Source organism: Capnocytophaga sp., from assembly GCF_030532915.1.
GTDB lineage: Bacteria > Bacteroidota > Bacteroidia > Flavobacteriales > Flavobacteriaceae > Capnocytophaga.
On sequence record NZ_JAUNKD010000002.1, the window covers coordinates 1 to 20,499 of the forward strand.

Genomic DNA, 20,499 nt, shown 5'->3' on the forward strand with positions numbered 1-20,499 from the left:
AATTCCCCCTTTGAAAAGTGTGAGCGAAAGCGAGAAAGTGATGAGAGAAATGTGATTAAAAAAAAAAACACATCCTCCGCCCTTTCCCGCGTATCCTGCTTTCACAGCATCCTCCAATAAGGAATATTTTGTAAAATGACAATTTAAGGTGAGTTAGCTATAAACTTAAAAATACCTTTTCAATTATAAAGGACAACAACGAGCTTAACTCAAAGTTAAACCCGTTGTCGCCTATTTTTTTTTTTAAGTGTGCGCAAACTAAGCTGTAACAGAGGAAAAGAAAACTTATGAAAGTCTCTTGCTTCAAATAATTTATTTCTTTGAAACAACTCTAACTATCTCCCCTGTCCAAAGAACACTACTGGTAGAGGCGATGATGATTCCCCAATCCATAATACTTAATGGTACAACACTAAACATTTTTCCTCCAAAAGAGGTTATCAATATTTGTCCTACGATAATTACCAAGGCTATTACTAAAAAATTTATGCTTTTTCGTAAATTTATAAAGGCTGTTTTGCTCGTATGGTAAGCCTTTGCATTAAACATATTCCAAAATTGAAGCATTACAAAGACAGAGAAAAACAATGACAATTCATATTCTGACAATCTTCCTTCCACAGAAGTAAAGTTAAAGAAATTGCTTAAATAATCTTGAAATGAAAAATGAGATAATGATGTTACTTCGATATGTTTAAAATATTGAATCAATCCGTAAAGGAGAACAACAAATAAACCTCCTACTCCGAAGATGCTCTTTGCCATAGGTTTAGAAATAATATTGGCATTGGTGGCTCTGGGTTTCTCATTCATTACTTCTTTGCTTGGAGGCAATGAAGCTAATGCCAATGCCGCAAATGTATCTATTATCAAATTTACCCACAACATTTGTGTAACTGTTAAAGGTGATTCTGTTCCTAAAAATGCTCCTATCAATACGATAATACAAGCCGCCACATTTATCGTCATTTGGAAAAGAATAAATCGTTGTATGTTCAAATATAGTGAACGCCCCACATTACTGCTTTTCCTATGCTTGAAAAAGAATTGTCTAAAATCGTAATATCGCTGGCTTCTTTTGCTACGGAAGTTCCATCACCCATTGAAAGCCCTACTTGTGCTGCTTTCAAAGCCGGAGCGTCATTTGTTCCGTCGCCTGTAACTGCCACTACTTCACCTTTTTGTTGTAACAAGCTCACTAAACGAGCTTTATCGATCGGTCTGGCTCTGGATACTATCCTTATTTTATCTATTTTTTCTTTTAAGGCTACATCAGACAGAGCCTCAAATTCAGCTCCTGTGATATGATTTTCTTCATTACAGTTGATATCCCACAAACCGATTTGTCGAGCGATTTCTTTCGCTGTTCCGGGAGTGTCTCCAGTTACGATTTTTACTTGTATTCCTGCTTCTAAACATTCCTCAATGGCTTGGGGAACATCGACACCCTATTTTAACATAAGCTAAACAACAAATCAAAACATAGTTATGTTTTACTATACACCGCAACGATTTATTTCATAAAATTTCTAAAAATAAAAAACTCCGAATGACTGCATTCGGAGTTTTATTATTAGTAAATCTTATTTTAAAACAGGTTGCAACACGTGTTCTTTTCCGTCAATTTCAGCAGGCGGATTAACCCCTAATATATTTGTAATCAGCGGATATACATTTATATTTTCAAACGATTTCAGTTTGTAGCCTTCTTTTATGTTATGTCCGAAAGCGTAGAAAATTCCGCCCATATCAGGCGTGGTGTACGGGTCATAACCGTGCGTCCCCCATTTGTTGGTTTTCTTCGCCGTCGGGTGGTTTTTATTGGGTATCATATAATACGGATGCTCACAAATCAGGAAAATATCACCAATGCGTTCATCTTTATTGTAATGCCAATGTGCGGGCGTTTCATTTCGGTAATACAACGACACGCGTGGCGCTAATTTTGATTGAACATAATCATAAATCTCGTTGATTTTTTCAGGATTTTTAACATAAATATGTCCGTGCATTCCGTTGTTTACAAACTTTGCTTTATCTTTCAGATAATCAGCCACTTCTTCGATATATACGAGATTTTCGTCATTCGATTCCATTTCGGTCATTCCGTGGTCGGAAACAACGATGGTTGTGATGGGCAAGTTCGTTTTTTTTACCTTTTCGATGATTATCCCTAACAATCGGTCGGCTTCCTGCACGGTTTCTTTTAGTTTTTCGGAATTAGGTCCTGAATGATGTCCTTCGGTATCGACCAACGAAAAATAAAGCGTTATAAAACGCGGACGCTGACTTTTAGGCATTCCAAACCAACGCATTACCTGATTGATACGCTCTTCATCAGGCACTTTTTCATCGTATTTGTAATAATAGGTTGGGAATTCGCCTTGAATGGGCGCTTCCGAGCCCACCCAGAAGTACGAAGCCGTTTTCATTCCGTGTTTTTGCAACCACTGCCACAGCGGATATCCTTTGTAGTACGAAGCATCTTCTACCTTGCTTCTGTCGCCAATGGTATAAAAAGCATCTTTTTCCTTCACGTAGAATTTATTATCGACCAACCCGTGATTTCCGGCATACATTCCCGTGATGATGGAATAATGATTCGGGAACGTTTTGCTCGGGAAGGACGAAAGCATCATTTCGGCGGAAGCTCCTTCTTTTACCAATTTCTTAAAATTGAGTAAGTTATATTTTTCTGCATAATCGTGCCTGAATCCGTCAAACGACACCAAAAGCACATAATTTTCAGTAGCATCACCAACCGCCGTTTTTTGCGTTGTACAGCCCACAAGAAGCAAAACAAGCAAAAAAAGTGCCCTTTTCTGATTTTTAATAAATTGATTCATAATTGTATATCTTAAAAAAAGCCACCTTTTAAAAAGTGGCTTTTTAGGTTATTAATCTATTTTTTTTAGAATGTATATCGCAAACCAACATTCCAAGTGCGTCCTGCACCAAAATACACACGGTTTGAGGTATCAACACCTTTGTAAAGATTGTTACTTTGATAAGTATCAAACTGTTGTTGTGCCGTTCCTTTGGCAGCATCATCTTTAAAATCAGCTAACGTTTTTGCGTGCTTATTGTCGTACGATTCTGCTATGTAGTGTGTATCCAACAGGTTATCAACTCCGGCAGAAATTGTAAGCGCTTGTTTTTCTTTGAAACGCAATTTATATGAAACATTCAAGTCAAACAAATTGTAATTAGGCAAACGTAAAGCTCCTTTATCGGCAGCGGCTTGCGTTGTAAAATCAGTTACATTCAAATTAGCGTACAAGTTGCTAACATAACGCCAGTCTGCATTGATATTCAAACCTTCCAAGGGTGTTACGGTAGCTCCCAATGAAACGGTTTGCTGTGCCGAATCGCCTACTTTTACTTTATCCAAAAACAATGTGATTGATTCTGCTCCTCCCGAAGTAACTACATTCCCTTGATTGTCAATCAATTCATTACTTTCGTTAAACAAACTTCCTTCTGCATTTCCTTCATAAAACCAATCTCCTAATGAATATGAACCTCTGAATTTCAAATAGTCAGTAACGGTTACATTTGCCTCCAACTCAACCCCTTGGTGAATTTCCACAACACCAAGTACATTAGCATACGCACGAATTGTTTGACCGGCAGCATTGGTTACATCATTGCTTTTTCGTACAAAACGGTCTTTCCAAGAAGTTCTATAAACGTTTAAATTTACGTTAGCAATGCTTGATTTAAAACCATATCCTGCTTCCATTCCAAAAATTTTCTCGTTAGTCAGGTTCGGATTTGAGAAGTTTCTGTTGTTTGGATAAACCGCATTAAGGAACGGTTGTTTTGAGTAATATCCAACATTGGCAAAAACATTGTGTTGCTCATTAATGTTATAATTCACACCTCCTTTGATATTGTAACCCAAAATATCTTTAAATCCTGTTTTTCGTTCCATTACGGTTGCCGGATTTCCTTTAACGGCTTCGGTTCCGGGTTTTAAGAATTCATCAATTCGTTGGAAACCTTGCAGAGAAGATGAACCTTGAACGAAAGCAGAGAAATTATCATCGGAATATTCCAATTGAGCAAAAAGTCCCATCCAACGTACCTCGCCATCATTACTATATGTTATGCGTTCTTCGATAGGAGCTATTTTTCCACCGAAAGGATTGTAATTTGGTTTATCACTCATCACAGCTGATACGTTATTAGGCGCAGAAAGATTTTTGTTTGAAGTATCTCTGTAAGAAGAAGCTCCCCAAAGGTCAGTAAGTACTTGATAGTGGTATCCGTAGTAGTATCTTCCGTCAAGACCAATATTTACGGTGAAGTTTTTGTCAATTTTGTGATTAAAATTGGTCAGAAACCCATACCAGTCGTGAGAGTTTACACTGGCTCTGCGAGCAAAACCCTCTGAAACTGAATGCTGTTTATTATCTGGATCGGTTACTGTACGTCTTGAATTAACATTACCGGCTTCTGCTTTTTGTTCAATTTTGTAATCCGGACGAATATCTTCTCCTTTATTGTATTTTTCAACAGCGTCAAAATCAATAAGCCCGTCTGAATTTCTTATACTTGTTAATCTGACTGTTCTTGGGCTGTACTTACCCGTTTTTCTATCTTGATTAAATTCACCTGACCAAGCTGAACCCGTATCCCCTGTTCCAAAACCTCGCCCAAGTGAAGCATAAACCACTGTGCTTAAAGCTGATTGTTCAGTTATATTCCAATCCCAGTTAAGCATCATTACCGGTTTGTGGTAGGCATTACGGCGATTTGAATAGGCTTCTCCGTTAAGATACCCCCAATCTGAATTGTATCGTCTGTTAGGCTTATCCATTGTACCGCCATATTTTATGGCATCGGCAATTGATACAGACGAAGAACGTTGGTCGTGCCACTGCGGAGCGCCCGTTATCATAAACTGCAAACTATGTTTTTCAGAAGGCGCATATCCCAAAGCAAAATAGTAATTATATCCTTCAAATCGGGTTCCGTCAGCATATTTTTGACCTGAACTACGGCTAAACAATACAGAAGACGACCAACCGCTTTGGCTCTTTCCTGTGTTGTAGGACACCAAGCCTTTGTACTCGTGATTTCCTCCGTTATTTCCGTAACCTGCATAAATTGTTCCGCCTTGTGCCATTTCCGAAGCACGCGTCACCACGTTTATGGTTCCGCCCACTGAGGCAATCGCCAACTTTGAAGCTCCCAAACCGCGTTGTACCTGCATAGCCGAAGTAACGTCAGAAATACCCGCCCAGTTGCTCCAATATACTTTCCCGTTTTCCATATCGTTCACGGGCATTCCGTTAACCATCACAGCGATATTTTCATTGGCAAACCCACGAATGTTAATTTTAGAATCCCCGAAACCGCCACCGCCTTTGGTTGCGTAGACTGACGGGGTTCGGTTCAAAATTTCAGGAAATTCTTTCGTTCCCAATCGCTCAACAATTTCGCTGGCTTTAATGGTTGAAACCGCCACAGGCGTTTTGCGTTCTTGTGCAATATCCAAAAGTGCACTTCCCGTTACGATTACCTCATCCAAGGCTTGGGCATCGGGTTGCAAAACCACTCTAACACTCGCCTTTCCTGCTGAAAGCGTGTAGTTTAGTTTTTGAGTTACAAAACCCACGTACGAAACTTCGAGTATTCCCGTATTGGAAGACACTTGCAAGGAAAACTTCCCGTCCATATCGGTCGAGACCCCTTTCGATGTACCTTTTACCACCACACTTGCCCCCGGAAGCGGTACGTTCAACTCTCCGTCAATGATTGTTCCCGTAACAACTCCCTGAGCGTAAGTCATTGAAGTTAATAAAATCAAAGCTAAATTTAAAACCCAGTTTTTCATTTTAGTAATATAAATAGTTAGTTTTTGAGCGTACAAAGTTGCGTATTTTAAAAGAAATATTTGTTAAGTAAATGTTAATGTTTTGACTTTCTAAATAAATCGCAACACTTTTAAGTATAAAGCATTAGAGTTTTCACAAGCAACCGGCAATTTATTAAGAATTTCTCATTTTTTTAACAAAAAAGCTATTTTATTATTTTCGAGCAAAAAAAATGACTTTCATTTCAAAAAACGAATAAACACAGGCTTGGGAAGACGCAATTCATTTTTCAACCGCAACAAACCATCTTTTTGAATTTCAAATACTTGAACAGCATTTTCATCTCGTGAAGCCACAAGCATATGCTTTCCGTCGGGGGTTATCGCAAAATTTCGGGGGTGCTTTTTGGTGGATTGATAGCCCACTTTTTTCAATTTTCCTGATTTTTGAATTGAAAAAATAGCAATTCCGTCATTTACCAACCGATTGGAAGCGTACAAAAACTTCCCGTCGGGACTGACATGAATGTCGGCTGCTCCTTGTCCGTCTCGAAATTCGTCCGTCGCAACAGATTGTATTTCAGTAATTTTATTATTTTTATAGCTGAAAACAGAAATTTTTCGGGATAATTCCCCCAAAACGTACAAAAATTTCCCATTCGAGGAAAACACAAAATGACGCGGTCCCGTGCCTTTCCCTAACGACACCTCCTCATTCTGAACCCGTTGTAACTTTCTATCTTTCAACTGAAAAGAATATATTTTATCCGCACCCAAATCCGTAGCTAAAATTCGCTTTTTATCGGGTGAAAACTGCACGGAATGCAAATGCGAATGTTTTTCAAAAGCGATATTTTGCGAAATTTCTGACAGATTTCCGTCTTCCGCCACCGAAAAAACCGAAATATTTCCTCCCGTATAATTCGCCGTTATAACATTTTTATTATCAGCATCATACATAATATAACACGGTGCTCCGCCAAACGTATTTTGGTGATTTACAGGCTGTATTTTTCCTTCTTTTTTATCCAACGAAAAAGAAAACACCTCGCTATCGTTTTGGTCGTTTTCACTTACCGAGAAAAGAAATTTTTCATCAGAAGACAACGCCATATACGACGGATTTTTCACAAAAACGGACGTTACTTTTTCAAACGTATCGAATTCATTATCAGTCTCATACAAATAAATCCCATCACTGCCCGAATCGGTATAAGTACCTACCAAAAACTGAATGTTTTTTCCATTTTGAGCCGACGAAATCAACGCAAAAAACAGTGCGATTATAACAAAAATTTTCTTCATATTGATAAAACAAAAAACCGAAAGCCAAGCTCTTTTTCCGTCTCAACTTTCGGTTCTATAAAATTATAACTGTTTAACTATCTGCAACTTGCTTTCAAATACTCGCGGTTCATACGTGCGATGTTTTCCAAGGAAATTCCTTTGGGGCATTCCACCTCGCAAGCTCCCGTGTTGGTACAGTTTCCGAAGCCTTCCAAATCCATTTGGTGCACCATATTCATCACACGGTCGGCAGCCTCCACGCGCCCTTGCGGAAGTAACGCAAACTGAGATACTTTCGCCGCTACGAACAACATCGCCGACGAGTTTTTACACGTAGCCACGCAAGCCCCGCACCCGATGCACGAAGCAGCGTCCATTGAGCGATCGGCATCGTATTTCGGAATCGGAATGGCATTGGCATCTTGCGTATTTCCTGATGTGTTCACCGAAATGTACCCGCCTGCCTGTTGGATACGTTCAAAAGCGGTTCTGTCCACAATCAAATCCTTAATCACGGGGAAAGCCGTTGCTCTCCACGGTTCAATGGTGATGGTGTCGCCGTCTTTAAACATACGCATATGCAACTGACAGGTAGTAATCCCGCGGTCAGGCCCGTGAGCTTCCCCGTTGATGAAAAGCGAACACATTCCACAGATTCCCTCGCGGCAATCGTGGTCAAAAGCCACCGGCTCCTCGCCTTTGGCTACCAATTCCTCGTTAAGTATGTCCATCATTTCCAAGAACGACATATGCTCGGAAATATCGGTTACTTTATATTCTACCATTCGACCCTTGTCGCTGGCGTTTTTCTGTCTCCAAATTTTTAATGTTAAATTCATTGTACTTAGGGTTTAGGGAGATTAGGAAGTAAGAATGATTAGATATATAGAATTTTCAGTTTTTTTGATTGCTTTGGGTATTATCTTTGGATTTCATTTTAAAAATCATAGAACCTATCATTTTTCCTATTTCAGAAATGAGTTCTTCTATATGACTATCGGATACGAAATCCAATCCTTTTGCAATATATATTTGTGTTTCCAATTCAAAAAGAGAGCCTCGTGCTATTCTTAAAAAGTTTAAACAACTTCTCAAAGAACCTCGTCCCCAACCCTCTGCTATGTTTGAAGGAATGGAAACTGCACTTCGGCGAATTTGACTTGTTAGTCCAAATTTTTCTTCCTCCGGAAATAAGCGAGTTACTTCATACACTCTTTTGACTAAATCCATTGATTTTTTCCAAACTATTAATTCTTTATATGACGTAACTTTACTTTACATTGTTACAAGCCTACCTCCTTTTATCGTTCTATTTTTCTAATCGTTCTATTTTTTCTATTCCTTCTTTCTCCTATTTATAACTACGTTGTGCTAATTTTATATCTTTAAACTCTAATTCTTCTTTGTGCATAATTTCCTCACTTGGGTTGTAAGTACATTTCACCTCGTTCGGATTTCCTGTGTACTCCCAAGCGGCTACGTAAGCATAGTTTTCATCATCACGAAGCGCCTCACCATCAGGAGTTTGGTACTCTTCACGGAAATGCCCGCCACACGATTCATTACGCTCCAAAGCATCTTTGGCAAAAAGCTCGCCAAGCTCCAAGAAGTCGGCTACACGTCCTGCTTTTTCAAGCTCGGTATTCATTCCCGTAAGCTCACCCGGAACTTTTACGTTCTTCCAGAAATCTTCACGGATTTCACGAATTTCCTGAATCGCCTCTTTCAAACCTTGTGCGTTACGTGCCATTCCTACTTTATCCCACATCACTTTTCCGAGTTTTTTGTGGTAATAATCAACGGAATTCGTTCCTTTATTATTAATGAAGAACGCCAAACGCTCTTTCACAACACGCTCTGCTTCTGCAAATTCGGGTAAGTCGGTTGAGATTTTACCCGTACGAATGTCCGCCGCCAAATAATCCCCGATGGTGTACGGAAGTACGAAATATCCGTCCGCCAAACCTTGCATCAGCGCCGAAGCTCCCAAGCGGTTAGCTCCGTGGTCAGAGAAGTTCGCCTCACCGATACAGTAACAACCGGGTATTGTGGTCATTAGGTTATAATCTACCCAAATTCCGCCCATTGTGTAGTGCGTTGCAGGATAAATCATCATCGGTGTTTTATACGGATTTTCATCAACGATTTTTTCATACATTTGGAAAAGGTTTCCGTATTTCGCCTCAACGATTTTCTCGCCTCGTTTGATGATTTCCTCTTTGGAAGGATTTTCAATTCCGTGGATTTTACACTGCTCTTTTCCGTAACGCTCAATGGCGGAAGAAAAGTCAAGGTAAACCGCTTCACCTGTGGCATTTACGCCGTATCCGGCATCGCAACGTTCTTTGGCGGCACGCGAAGCAATATCACGCGGAGCCAAGTTCCCGAAAGCGGGATAACGTCTTTCCAAGTAGTAATCGCGGTCTTCTTCGGCAATTTCGGTAGGTTTTTTACGCCCTTCGCGGATGGCGTGAACGTCTTCCATTTTCTTCGGAACCCAAATACGCCCGTCGTTACGAAGCGATTCGGACATCAAAGTCAATTTCGATTGATAGTCGCCCGAACGCGGAATACAAGTCGGGTGGATTTGCGTAAAACACGGATTGGCGAAGAAAGCCCCGCGTTTGTGCGTTTTCCAAGCTGCCGTTCCGTTACAGCCCATCGCATTGGTAGAGAGGAAGTAAACGTTTCCGTAACCGCCCGTTGCAATTACCACAGCGTGAGCCGAATGACGCTCGATAGCCCCCGTTACCAAATCGCGAGCGATGATACCGCGTGCTTTTCCGTCCACGATAACGATGTCCAACATTTCGTGACGGTTGTACATATCTATCTTACCGCGAGCGATCTGTCGGTTCATCGCCGAATACGCCCCGAGCAAAAGCTGTTGCCCTGTTTGCCCTTTCGCATAGAAAGTACGAGAAACTTGCGTACCCCCGAACGAACGGTTGTCCAACAATCCGCCGTAATCACGAGCCAACGGAACTCCCTGAGCCACACACTGGTCGATGATATTGGCTGAAACTTCCGCCAAGCGATATACGTTTGCCTCACGAGCTCGGAAGTCGCCTCCTTTTACGGTGTCGTAGAACAATCGGTAACTTGAATCACCGTCGCCCATATAGTTTTTGGCAGCGTTGATACCTCCTTGTGCTGCGATGGAGTGTGCCCTACGTGGCGAATCTTGATAAGCAAACGCCTTTACGTTGTAGCCCAATTCAGCCAACGTTGCTGCTGCCGAACCACCGGCAAGCCCCGTTCCCACCACGATAACGTCGATGTTACGTTTGTTGGCGGGGTTCACCAAATTGATTTTATTTTTATGTTTCGTCCATTTGTCCGCTATTGGACCTTCCGGAATTTTAGAATCTAATTTCTTCATACTTTCTTATGCATTACAGGTTGCCCCACAGTTATTAATAAAATGGAAAAGAGCCACAAGGATAAATCCACCGCAAATCACGATAGAGTAGATTTTTCCGCAACGGCTGATGAACTTCTTGCGCTTGTCGTCTTTAAGTCCGACAGATTGGAACGAAGACTGAAATCCGTGAATCAGGTGGAGATACAGGAATACGAAACTCAATACGTACACCGCTACCCGAAACGGATTGCTCATCGCTACGATAAGGTCGGTGTAGTAACGGAAGCCTCCGTCAGTTGCCAATCCCGACATATCGCCGTTTACGTACTTCACGGTCATCTCGTGTACCCAAAAGTCTTTCAGGTGGAAAAGCAAGAACAATAGGATAACCGCCCCGCTGATAATCATATTTCGGGACATCCAAGTGGAGTTCGCTCCCCCGTTGTAACGAGCATACGCATTGGCTCCGCGTGCTTTTCGGTTTTGGATTTCCAAAACAAAACCCATCACGAAGTGGAAGATAACTCCCAGCATCAGAATGGGTTGCATTAAGCCTTGAACAATCGGGTTGGTTCCCATAAAATGTGATAATTGGTTGAACAAATCGGCACTAAAAACCGATGTGAGGTTCACAGCCAAGTGTATCACCAAAAAGACAATCAAGAAAAGTGCCGATAATGCCATCGCCACCTTTCGAGCAATAGATGTTTTGAATAGTGCTGCCATTATGTTAGTTAATTATTACTTAAATTTCTCACAAAATTACGTGTTTTTTAACTGTTAAACAACAAAAAACGACTTTTTACCCCTAATTTATAATCAGTATAATTTAAGTAAACGTGTAAGCATCAGTAAATAAAGTGTTTTTGATTCTTTTTGCCATATAACACTCATTGCATCCTACCTTTTTTAAGAAACATTCAATTCATTGAAATGCAAAATAAGTATGTTTTGGCGAAATTAAACAGCTTGTTCAAAATAACAAAACCGACAAAATTCTGCCACAAACGGCAAAACCTTGTCGGTTTACAAGTCTATTTTAGTTGATGAAATTAATATATCGAAGCCACTTTAAAAAGTCCCATAGCCATATTTTCTTTTATTTTCGGGTAAAGACTTGTGTTTGTATCGCTTTGCTGAGCGTTTTGCTCGGTTAATTGAATTTTATTTTTCCCACCAAAAATACTGCTGGCATTAACGTCAAAACGGATATTTTTCACTTTTTCATCAGCAATAATTAATGTTTGTGACGAGTAGTCTTGCAAATCTGTTGCGAAATCTCTTGTGAAAATCATTGAGTCATCAACCATTCCCGAAAGCTTGCTTGTCAGGTGAAAACCAAACGGATGCGTATCAGCAGGCGTGCCGTTCTCTGCCCAAGTACCTTCAAAATTGGTGTGCTTGTAGCCTCTTTCCCAAGCCCAAGCCATACCGGCTTTTTGAGCAGCACTCCAAAAAGCGGATTGTTTGCCTTGCCCCAACTTCCAAGCCTCGTTTGAAATTCCCAAACGGAACTTGATTTTTGTATACTCACCAAAGGGGATTCTCTCCAAAGTAACGGATGGCGGCGCTTGCTTTCCTTGTTGAATCACCAAAAAAGCACCTTTATCAGGATTGGTGTGATGGTACGAAACTTCCTCACCGTTTGCCTTAATCAACGTTATGTCGCTGATGATATACGAAAATCGTTTAAATTGAAGTTTTTGCGCGTGCGGAGGCGGCATCGTGTATTCACCATCAAGGTCAAGTGGCGCATCTTGATAATTGTGCTGAAATTCAAGTTTCACACTCCCCGTTTGTACGGGCGCCGGCATTGGCTTAGGCTCGTCTTTTTTACAGGAAACCACTGCCGTTACCACAAAAATAGCCAATAAGGATCGTTTAATATGCTTCATTTTTTTCTATTTTATTTATTTGTTTATAACAACTTACACGGCTTAATCCACAAAAGGATACATATAGATTACCGCAAAGCTCATTTTAGAGGGCAAAAGTAAGCCTTATTTTTTGAATCGTGAAATTATTTTCTTTTTTTTAACAATCAGTCGTAAAATTCCGTAAAGTAAAAGATATTTTATATTTTTGCAAAGTTTTGCAGGGCGATTTAACCTTATGTTTTTCTAAAATATTTTAAACAACCCCAACAGAAAAAACGCAACAACAGCACCAATCACCCTGCCGACGTAACAAAAAGGCAATTGCCGTTACACCATATACTATATATACGTAAAAATATTTAACTTGTAACCTTATATAAAATGCAAGCACTAAAAATATACAACTCCCTAACGAGGGAAAAAGAAACCTTTACGCCTTTGAAAGACGGACACGTCGGGATGTACGTCTGTGGGCCGACCGTTTACAGCAACGTCCATTTAGGGAATTGCCGAACCTTTATGTCGTTCGACCTGATTTTCCGTTACTTAAAACACATCGGCTATAAGGTTCGTTACGTGCGGAACATCACCGATGCGGGACACCTAACGGACGATGGCGACATAAATAACGACCGTTTCGTGAAACAATCCCGATTGGAAAAGTTAGAGCCGATGGAAATCGTACAGAAATATACGGTTGATTTTCACAAAGTGCTCGAACTCTTCAACACCCTGCCTCCGACCATCGAACCCACCGCAACGGGGCATATCCTCGAACAAATCCAACTGACCGAAAAACTCATCAAAGACGGTTTTGCCTACGAAAGTAACGGCTCGGTGTATTTCGACGTGCAGGCATACAACCAACGCGGACTGAATTACGGAGCGCTTTCACGCAGAAATATAGACGAACTGCTTGCCAACACGCGCGACTTGGACGGGCAGAGCGAAAAACGCAATCCGCAGGACTTTGCCCTCTGGAAGAATGCCTCACCCGCCCATATTATGCGATGGGCTTCGCCGTGGGGAGAGGGTTTCCCGGGCTGGCACTTGGAGTGTACCGCAATGAGCACCAAATATTTAGGCGAGCAGTTTGACATTCACGGAGGCGGAATGGATTTGAAATTCCCACATCACGAATGCGAAATCGCGCAGGGCAAGGCGGCTAACGGTACAGCCCCCGTTCGTTATTGGATGCACGCCAATATGCTGACTATGAATGGGCAACGAATGAGCAAATCCACCGGAAATTACATATTACCAATGCAGCTTATCTTGGGCAAAAACGACTTTTTTGAGAAACCCTTTAAGCCGTCGGTGGTGCGATTCTGCTTTATGCAAGCCCATTACCGCAGCGTTTTGGACATTTCCAACGAGGCGATGATCGCCGCTGAAAAGGGCTTTAACCGACTTATGGAGGCGGGGAAAATCCTTTCGTCCTTGCCTGTTTCAAAAAACACCTCGTTTGACGTGCAAAACTGGCAGGAGCAATGTTATCAGGCGATGAACGACGATTTCAACAGCCCTATACTCATTGCCCAACTCTTTGAGGCTGTTCGCGTTATCAACTTAGTCAAAGACGGAAAAGAGACACTGACCCAAGCCGACCTCCACACGCTTCAAACCACTTTCAATGCCTTTGTGTTTGACGTACTCGGACTGAAAGACGAGCAACAAACCACCGAAAACAACGACAAACTCGACGGTGTGATGCAACTCCTCATACAAATGCGAATGGAAGCTCGTGCCAATAAGGACTGGGCTTTGTCTGACAAAATCCGTGATGCACTTTCTGCCATCGGCATTCAACTCAAAGACGGAAAAGACGGAACCACGTATAGTTTGGAGTAGAAAATCCGTATCTTTCGGGAAAATCAACAACCCAAAATCCGTATAAGTTACATTGTTTTACCATTTTGAAGAGTACGAGTTTCAGATTCGTGCTTTTCTTTTTTTTTAGGCAAACACCATAACAAATCCAAGCCCACACAATAACCTCCCTCCTACACCACTAACCTTTGCAACGAACCTCCCTGCCGGTTAAAACAAACATTAAAAAACTTTTTTGTAATAAAAAGCACAAAATATTTGCTTTTTAGAAATATCCTTCATACCTTTGGCAGGTGATTGGTTCGTTTCTTTATTGACGAACCAAAAACTCATACGTTGGGACTTGCAAAATGATACGTCGCATTTTTGAAAACGGAACGTCGCATTTCACAAAATGATACGTCGCATTTTTGAAATTCAAACGTGTGGTTATAGTTAAAAATAAGTATTAATTTTTTAAAACATCTTGTGTTATGCCTGTAAAATTTAAAGCTGTTCAGAAGCAAAATCCGCAGAAACGCACTGAACCCGCCAAGTGGTATCCGCACGCCATCGGTGATGGCGAAACAAATCTGCAAGACCTTGCCGATTATGCATCGTCTGTTTCAACCGTGTCAAAAGGAGATATTTTGGCAGTGCTTGAAACCGTTTTGACCAAAGTAAGTGCTGACCTCTCAGAAGGGCGCATCGTGCGCGTGGGTGAGTACTTTACCTTACAGATGGGGCTTACGGGGCTTCCGTCTGAAAAAGAAGAAGAAGTTAATTCAAGTAAAGTGAAGAGTTGCCATATTCTCTTTCGCCCCGGAAAGATGTTAAGCAATATGATTAAGCTGGCGACCTTCAAGAAATTGTAAAACAAACCGTTTAACCTCCGCCCCTCACACGGGCGGATTTTTTATTTAAAAAAACCTTTGCCAAAGTTCAGCACTTTCGCAAAGGTTTTTTGTACGTTTCTATTAAAGAAATTGTTTGAGGTAGTTTGATGTCTGTTTTGATATGGTTTGATAGATTGTTTGAGGTAATTTGAAAGTTTGTTTTAGTTTGTTTGATGAATGGTTTGAGGTATTTTGATGAATGTTTTGAGGTGGTTTGAAAAATTGCTAAAAAGGTTGAGTTTGTTTGTAATGGTTAAAATCATAAAAAATACGTCCCCATAAATGAAATTAAATGTATTATAAACGATAAAAACAATAGCATTTTTTAATATTGCAACATCAGGAAATGACTTCTATACGGGGGTTTATACGCTTTAAGTCGGCAATAAATACCTCTTTGTCAAGGGGAGACAGCATTACCGAATCATATCGATTATAAAAAATCTCAATCCGGTCAAATGAAGTTACCAGTGGCGTATTCAAAATCGATTTAGTTTTTTCTATCTTTCGGATAGAATGAATATCGATTTCCTTCTTGTAAAAACACCCTATTCGCCCGATGAATTTATCGCCATCTATCTGATATTTAACACTAAAAGCACCTATCAGCATCAATATCAGCACGATTATTACTGCAATAAGCGACGTCAAAATCACCGCAACAGTAGGTATGCTCCACACTACAATTCCGACAGAAAACAAGGTAAACAACAGCCCGATTGCCATACTCCAACGGTCAATTTTAGGTTTATACTCGGTCATTTTTCATAAATTTACGGGTTTAAAAGCGTGGTTTCGGCTATGGTTTCAGCAATAATATACGCGCCTGTCCAGGCATTCTGAAAGTTAAATCCACCAGTTACGGCATCAACATCGATGACTTCACCTGCCAGAAATAAATCACTAAACAGCTTGCTTTCAAAGGTTTTGAAGTTTATTTCACTCAAAGCAACCCCGCCGGCTGTTACGAATTCTTCTTTAAAAACAGACTTTCCGTCAATGCGAAATTCGCAAACTGTCAGCTCCTTTGCCAAAGCTCGCAATTGGGCTTTGTTAAGTTCTGCCCACACTTGGTTGGGGTTAACCCCTGCCCTTTCCAAAAGCCGTACCCACAATCGCTTCGGAAGATTATAAAGCGCTGTGTTTTGCACCCCTTTGCGTGGTTGTTCTTGCTTGGTTTGTTGCAGTAACACAAAGGCTTCTTCTTGGTTAAGCACCCCGTCGGAATCTGCTAACCAATTGATTAGCAAACAACATTGATAGGAACGTTCTGCCAAAACGCGCGCTGCAAATGCCGAAAGTTTCAAGATGGCAGGCCCGCTAAACCCCCAATGTGTGATGAGAAGTGGTGCGAGGTTTTTCAGCTTTAAGGCGTTTCCGTCCGTATCAGCAAGCGAGGCTTCTGCCCAAGCAACACTTACCCCTGCCAAGTTTTCGATAAACGGGTCAGCCGTATTAAAGGTAAAAAGGGACGGAACCGGCGGTACTATCGTATGCCCTAACTTAGCTAAAAGTTGCCATATTTTAGGGTTACTGCCCGTGGCGATAACCAGCTTTTTGGTTGTAAATACGGAAGATTGGGTAAAAACCTCCCAATATTCAGTGTGCTTTTTAAGGTTGGTTGCGTTTTGTTCGCGCAGGATTTGAATGTTATGCTGCTTGGCTTTTGACAGAAAGCAACTGATAATACTCTCGGAAGTGTTTGATTGTGGGAAGACACGCCCGTCATCTTCCACTTTGAGCGGCACGCCCCGATTTTCAAACCACTCCATCACATCACCACACATAAAGCGGTGGAAGGGACTGAGAAGTTCCTTTTCACCCCGCGGATAGTTCCTGACCAATTGCTTGGGCAGATACTCGGCGTGGGTTAGGTTGCACCTGCCGCCTCCCGAAATTCGCACTTTTGAAAGTACCTCTTTGCCCTTTTCAAGCAAGGCAATTTTCAGTCGCGGATTTTTCTCTGCGCAGTTTATTGCCGTGAAAAAGCCCGCTGCACCTGCGCCAATAATCAATACATCAAACATAAAAGTAGCGTTATTTTTTAATGGTTACACCTTATTATATATATAAAAGTCGGGAACGTTCCTTGACGGAAGTCCCCGACTTTGGTTCGTTTTCTCAAAATCATTTACGTGAGCGCAACGCCCGACTGCCTGTTACGGATAGGGTGCCAGCGTAACTTCAAGCCCGTCAATTTCGGCAGTGATTGGGATTTGGCACCCCAATCGGCTGTTTTCTTGCACGTGATACGCCTCGAAAAGCATTGCCTCCTCCTCATCGGATTTCTCGGGTAGCACTACGTTATTTTGCACATAGCACTGACAAGAGGCGCACATTGCCATTCCGCCACACACGCCTATCTCGCCGTCTTGGGCAATTTCATAGGCGCGCATCACTTCCATCAGCGTCATATTCATATCGGTCGGAGCTTGCAGTTCAAACAAGTTCCCCTCACGGTCTGTTATTTTCAGTGTAATGTCATTCATTATTAATAATATTGAATTTTACGAACGCGTAGTTTGGTTGGCACGCCTTGCTCGTACAACACGGCTTCTTTCCAATTGCCTTTGGCGTCGAAGGTATATTTGTATTGGTGGTTAAAAGCGGGGGTTCGGTGTGTTTTGAGCAAGCCGTTTTTGTCAAAGACTTTCTTGGAGAGCACCTCGCCCCTTTCCGATTTGATGATTTCGGTTTTGCCCATCGTTCCGTACAACGTGTTGAGTTGGTGATAGAAGCTGGGGTCGTCTTTGGCTGTACAGACCGTTTCAATCAACCGACCGTTTTTGTCGTACGTATAGGTACAGACGGTTTCCTTTTTTTCTTCGTTCAAGTACGTGGCTTTGACCAGTTTATTTTGCCGATTGTACTCTTTTTCAATCCGTAAGAACACGTTGTGTTCAGGAAATGACTCTTCGGAAAAGGTAATTTTCTTAGCCGAATTGTACTGAAACTGCTCTTGTTTGGTGTATTTCTCTTGTACCCTATCCGAAGGCAGTGCCTTTGAACCCGCGTGATGCGACGCCTCATTTACCGGCTGAAAAAAGCTCGCTTCTTTGCGCCGCGCGATGCAATTACCGAGTTTGTCATATTCAAAAGCTATAGTTTCAAGCATCTGATTGCCTTCGTATTCCTCTATTTTTACCAAACGCTTTTTACCGTCATAGGAATATTTCTTGTGCGTAATGAAGTCTCCGTCCGACACACGAAAGCAAGTCTGACTTTTCACAAGTCGCCCCCCGAAGTCATACGTGAAGTCAGCCGTACCGAAAGGTTTTCCTTCGGCATAGTAGGTTGTAACATTTGTGTTTTTGCCGTTTTTGTCAAATTCATACGAAATATTGGTAAGCGAATGTTTGGGTTTGTCTTTTTGCATTGTCCAATCTTCCATAAACGGCATTGTGTTGAAGCGTTTCCCACCGATGGTTTTATCGCCTTTTGCGTTGGCTTCCAAATAATACGAGTAATCCTCAACCTTTTTCACCTTTCCTTTAATGGATAAGTTTTTGGGATTGATGGTATCAGTCTGGGCTTGTAGTGTAACCACATTCATCATCAACAGCGCAAAAAGTAAGCGCCAGTTGTTCACGTTCATCTTCTCTCTCATCTCTAAAAAAATTAAATTTATATGCTTTTATAATTATTCTATGGATTTTACTACGGCTTTCTCGGCTTCTTTTCGGCTTCCGTCAAAACCATCAACGCCTGCCACGGTGGTGTATTTAAGCACGTATTTCTTATTCGGATTCAGGCGATTGTAAATACTTTGGCACATTAGAGTAGCCTCGTGGAAGCCACACAAAATCAGTTTGAGCTTACCGGGATACGTATTGATATCGCCAATGGCATAAATACCTTCAATATTGGTCTGATAATCCAAAGCATTATTTACTTTGATGGCATTCTTTTCAATTTCAAGCCCCCAGTTGGCGATTGCTCCCAGTTTGGGCACTAATCCGAAGAGGGGAATAAAATAATCCGTCGGCAGGGTTTGTTTTTCTCCTTCTTTAACTAAGCTGATGCTTTCCACCTTGCCGTTTCCGCTAATTTCAACCACTTCGGCAGGAGTGATTAAATTGATTTTACCCTCGTTTTTTAGTTTTTGCACTTTTTCTACCGAATCTAACGCCCCACGGAATTCATTACGGCGATGCACTAAGGTAACGGATTTGGCTACATCGGTCAGGAAGATAGCCCAGTCAAGAGCCGAGTCGCCCCCACCGGCAATGACGATGTTTTTACCACGAAATTGCTCCGGATTTTTTACAAAATACTCCACCCCTTTTTCTTCATAGGCTTGCAGATTAGGAATTTCGGGTTTTCGGGGTTCAAACGTTCCTAATCCGCCGGCAATGGCAACGGCTTTGCCTTGAATTTTCGTTCCTTTATTTGTGGTAACGACAAAGGTAGTGTCGTTTATCTTCTCGATATGTTCGGCGGTTTCGGAAAGCGTGAATTCGGGCTGAAACTGTTTGATTTGCTCCATCAGGTTATTCACCAGTTCGCCCGCCCCAACACTCGGGTAGCCGGGAATATCAAAAATGGGCTTCTTCGGATAAAGTTCAGCCAATTGCCCCCCCGGTTGCGGGAGTGCATCAATCAGATGGCATTTGAGTTTAAGCAATCCGGCTTCAAATACGGCAAAAAGCCCCGTAGGCCCTGCCCCAATGATGATAATATCAGTTTGTTTCATTCGTGTTATTTTCTTATTTTTTTTATTATTTCTATTTTAAAAAACATTGCCGTACACCCAACCGCCAATAGTTTTAACCGGCTGATACAAAAACGATTGCCCTATTACATCTTGCGGAAGCCAACGGAATGTCTGTGAGGTTCTTTCAAGAAACAAAAGCATCGACCCGACAATAACCGCCGCTTTTAACACCCCAAAAATACCGCCACAAAGCCGGTTGAAAAAGCCAAGCGAAACCGATTCCATCATTTTGGTAATCATTTTTGCCAGTAACATAACCGCTACCATTATTAAAATCAACGTGAAAGCAAATGAGATGACTTCCACCCCCGATTTGTCAAGCGACACATACTTATTGAGCAAATCAGCCACATAAAACGAAAAGTGAATAGCGCCGTAAATCCCTAATACAATGGCAAGTAAAGAAGCTAATTCAATGATTAAGCCCCGCCAAAAACCGCGTACTAAACCGAATCCTAAAAAAAGTAGCAGAATAATATCTATTGTGGTCATTCGTATATTTTATCGTAATGATGTTGTGATTTTTACCTTAAAATTTTGTTAAAAAGCAAAACAAACATATTAAGGGACAAATATATAACTTTTTTTGCTATTTTTGTACCTGTCAGACAAATAAATACACAACAATCTGTTTATTTATCGCACAAACCATCATTAAACACTAAAAATCAACACTTTATACAAAAATTGTTTTTTAGGTTTGAAAAAGATTTTTTAAGATTTTAAGAACG

General features: G+C 41.3%; 15 protein-coding genes and 2 pseudogenes. 2 read left to right on the plus strand and 15 right to left on the minus strand.

What is annotated here, in order from left to right:
• Positions 1 to 312: 312 nt before the first annotated feature.
• From Q4D72_RS00660 to Q4D72_RS00700, 9 genes and pseudogenes are all read right to left on the minus strand, one after another.
• Positions 313 to 1,442 (minus strand): annotated as a pseudogene (locus Q4D72_RS00660) (HAD-IC family P-type ATPase); the annotation flags it as partial.
• A gap of 141 nt (positions 1,443 to 1,583) precedes the next feature.
• The gene (locus tag Q4D72_RS00665; RefSeq protein WP_303075483.1) at positions 1,584 to 2,846 is read right to left on the minus strand and encodes an ectonucleotide pyrophosphatase/phosphodiesterase; all 1,263 of its coding nucleotides are present in this window, start codon (positions 2,844 to 2,846) and stop codon (positions 1,584 to 1,586) included.
• Positions 2,847 to 2,911: 65 nt separating this feature from the next.
• Positions 2,912 to 5,842 carry a TonB-dependent receptor gene (locus Q4D72_RS00670; RefSeq protein WP_303075484.1) on the minus strand — a complete coding sequence of 977 codons (2,931 nt, stop codon included), beginning with the start codon at positions 5,840 to 5,842 and terminating at the stop codon, positions 2,912 to 2,914.
• Between the two features lie 219 nt (positions 5,843 to 6,061).
• Complete coding sequence (locus Q4D72_RS00675) at positions 6,062 to 7,126, minus strand: lactonase family protein (protein WP_303075485.1); 1,065 nt, start codon at positions 7,124 to 7,126, stop codon at positions 6,062 to 6,064.
• A gap of 77 nt (positions 7,127 to 7,203) precedes the next feature.
• Positions 7,204 to 7,947, minus strand: a complete 744-nt coding sequence (locus Q4D72_RS00680) for a succinate dehydrogenase/fumarate reductase iron-sulfur subunit (protein WP_303075486.1) — start codon at positions 7,945 to 7,947, stop codon at positions 7,204 to 7,206.
• A 55-nt stretch (positions 7,948 to 8,002) separates the two neighbouring features.
• Positions 8,003 to 8,362, minus strand: a pseudogene (locus Q4D72_RS00685) (four helix bundle protein); the annotation flags it as partial.
• 97 nt (positions 8,363 to 8,459) lie between these two features.
• Complete coding sequence (locus Q4D72_RS00690; RefSeq protein ID WP_303075487.1) at positions 8,460 to 10,490, minus strand: fumarate reductase/succinate dehydrogenase flavoprotein subunit; 2,031 nt, start codon at positions 10,488 to 10,490, stop codon at positions 8,460 to 8,462.
• Positions 10,491 to 10,496: 6 nt separating this feature from the next.
• Positions 10,497 to 11,198 (minus strand): succinate dehydrogenase cytochrome b subunit, encoded by a 702-nt coding sequence (locus Q4D72_RS00695; protein WP_303075488.1) that lies wholly within the window; start codon positions 11,196 to 11,198, stop codon positions 10,497 to 10,499.
• Between the two features lie 326 nt (positions 11,199 to 11,524).
• Positions 11,525 to 12,367 (minus strand): MbnP family protein, encoded by an 843-nt coding sequence (locus Q4D72_RS00700; RefSeq protein ID WP_303075489.1) that lies wholly within the window; start codon positions 12,365 to 12,367, stop codon positions 11,525 to 11,527.
• A 363-nt stretch (positions 12,368 to 12,730) separates the two neighbouring features.
• On the opposite strand from Q4D72_RS00700, the gene cysS reads away from it, so the two are divergent.
• Both cysS and Q4D72_RS00710 read left to right on the plus strand, forming a co-directional pair.
• Positions 12,731 to 14,200, plus strand: a complete 1,470-nt coding sequence (gene cysS, locus Q4D72_RS00705; RefSeq protein ID WP_303075490.1) for a cysteine--tRNA ligase — start codon at positions 12,731 to 12,733, stop codon at positions 14,198 to 14,200.
• 452 nt (positions 14,201 to 14,652) lie between these two features.
• Complete coding sequence (locus Q4D72_RS00710) at positions 14,653 to 15,033, plus strand: DNA-binding protein (RefSeq protein ID WP_303075492.1); 381 nt, start codon at positions 14,653 to 14,655, stop codon at positions 15,031 to 15,033.
• Between the two features lie 360 nt (positions 15,034 to 15,393).
• Here Q4D72_RS00710 and Q4D72_RS00715 read toward each other — a convergent pair whose 3' ends face one another.
• The 6 genes from Q4D72_RS00715 to Q4D72_RS00740 form a co-directional block, all read right to left on the minus strand.
• On the minus strand, positions 15,394 to 15,816 hold the full coding sequence (locus tag Q4D72_RS00715) for a PH domain-containing protein (protein ID WP_303075493.1): 423 nt from the start codon (positions 15,814 to 15,816) through the stop codon (positions 15,394 to 15,396).
• 11 nt (positions 15,817 to 15,827) lie between these two features.
• Entirely contained in the window at positions 15,828 to 17,081 is a 1,254-nt protein-coding gene (locus Q4D72_RS00720) for an NAD(P)/FAD-dependent oxidoreductase (protein ID WP_303075494.1), read from the minus strand.
• A 132-nt stretch (positions 17,082 to 17,213) separates the two neighbouring features.
• Entirely contained in the window at positions 17,214 to 17,543 is a 330-nt protein-coding gene (locus Q4D72_RS00725; protein ID WP_303075495.1) for a 2Fe-2S iron-sulfur cluster-binding protein, read from the minus strand.
• Positions 17,544 to 17,545: 2 nt separating this feature from the next.
• Positions 17,546 to 18,661: an RHS repeat domain-containing protein gene (locus tag Q4D72_RS00730; protein ID WP_303075496.1), complete on the minus strand. Its 1,116-nt coding sequence runs from the start codon at positions 18,659 to 18,661 to the stop codon at positions 17,546 to 17,548.
• Positions 18,662 to 18,694: 33 nt separating this feature from the next.
• Entirely contained in the window at positions 18,695 to 19,747 is a 1,053-nt protein-coding gene (locus Q4D72_RS00735) for an NAD(P)/FAD-dependent oxidoreductase (protein WP_303075497.1), read from the minus strand.
• Positions 19,748 to 19,783: 36 nt separating this feature from the next.
• Positions 19,784 to 20,260: a CvpA family protein gene (locus tag Q4D72_RS00740; RefSeq protein ID WP_303075498.1), complete on the minus strand. Its 477-nt coding sequence runs from the start codon at positions 20,258 to 20,260 to the stop codon at positions 19,784 to 19,786.
• Positions 20,261 to 20,499: the final 239 nt, after the last annotated feature.

Bases quoted from the DNA above. Each gene is read 5' to 3' on its own strand.
- Q4D72_RS00665 (WP_303075483.1), bottom strand. From the start codon at position 2,846: ATGAATCAATTTATTAAAAATCAGAAAAGGGCACTTTTTTTGCTTGTT.
- Q4D72_RS00670 (WP_303075484.1), bottom strand. From the start codon at position 5,842: ATGAAAAACTGGGTTTTAAATTTAGCTTTGATTTTATTAACTTCAATG.
- Q4D72_RS00675 (WP_303075485.1), bottom strand. From the start codon at position 7,126: ATGAAGAAAATTTTTGTTATAATCGCACTGTTTTTTGCGTTGATTTCG.
- Q4D72_RS00680 (WP_303075486.1), bottom strand. From the start codon at position 7,947: ATGAATTTAACATTAAAAATTTGGAGACAGAAAAACGCCAGCGACAAG.
- Q4D72_RS00690 (WP_303075487.1), bottom strand. From the start codon at position 10,490: ATGAAGAAATTAGATTCTAAAATTCCGGAAGGTCCAATAGCGGACAAA.
- Q4D72_RS00695 (WP_303075488.1), bottom strand. From the start codon at position 11,198: ATGGCAGCACTATTCAAAACATCTATTGCTCGAAAGGTGGCGATGGCA.
- Q4D72_RS00700 (WP_303075489.1), bottom strand. From the start codon at position 12,367: ATGAAGCATATTAAACGATCCTTATTGGCTATTTTTGTGGTAACGGCA.
- cysS (WP_303075490.1), top strand. From the start codon at position 12,731: ATGCAAGCACTAAAAATATACAACTCCCTAACGAGGGAAAAAGAAACC.
- Q4D72_RS00710 (WP_303075492.1), top strand. From the start codon at position 14,653: ATGCCTGTAAAATTTAAAGCTGTTCAGAAGCAAAATCCGCAGAAACGC.
- Q4D72_RS00715 (WP_303075493.1), bottom strand. From the start codon at position 15,816: ATGACCGAGTATAAACCTAAAATTGACCGTTGGAGTATGGCAATCGGG.
- Q4D72_RS00720 (WP_303075494.1), bottom strand. From the start codon at position 17,081: ATGTTTGATGTATTGATTATTGGCGCAGGTGCAGCGGGCTTTTTCACG.
- Q4D72_RS00725 (WP_303075495.1), bottom strand. From the start codon at position 17,543: ATGAATGACATTACACTGAAAATAACAGACCGTGAGGGGAACTTGTTT.
- Q4D72_RS00730 (WP_303075496.1), bottom strand. From the start codon at position 18,661: ATGAGAGAGAAGATGAACGTGAACAACTGGCGCTTACTTTTTGCGCTG.
- Q4D72_RS00735 (WP_303075497.1), bottom strand. From the start codon at position 19,747: ATGAAACAAACTGATATTATCATCATTGGGGCAGGGCCTACGGGGCTT.
- Q4D72_RS00740 (WP_303075498.1), bottom strand. From the start codon at position 20,260: ATGACCACAATAGATATTATTCTGCTACTTTTTTTAGGATTCGGTTTA.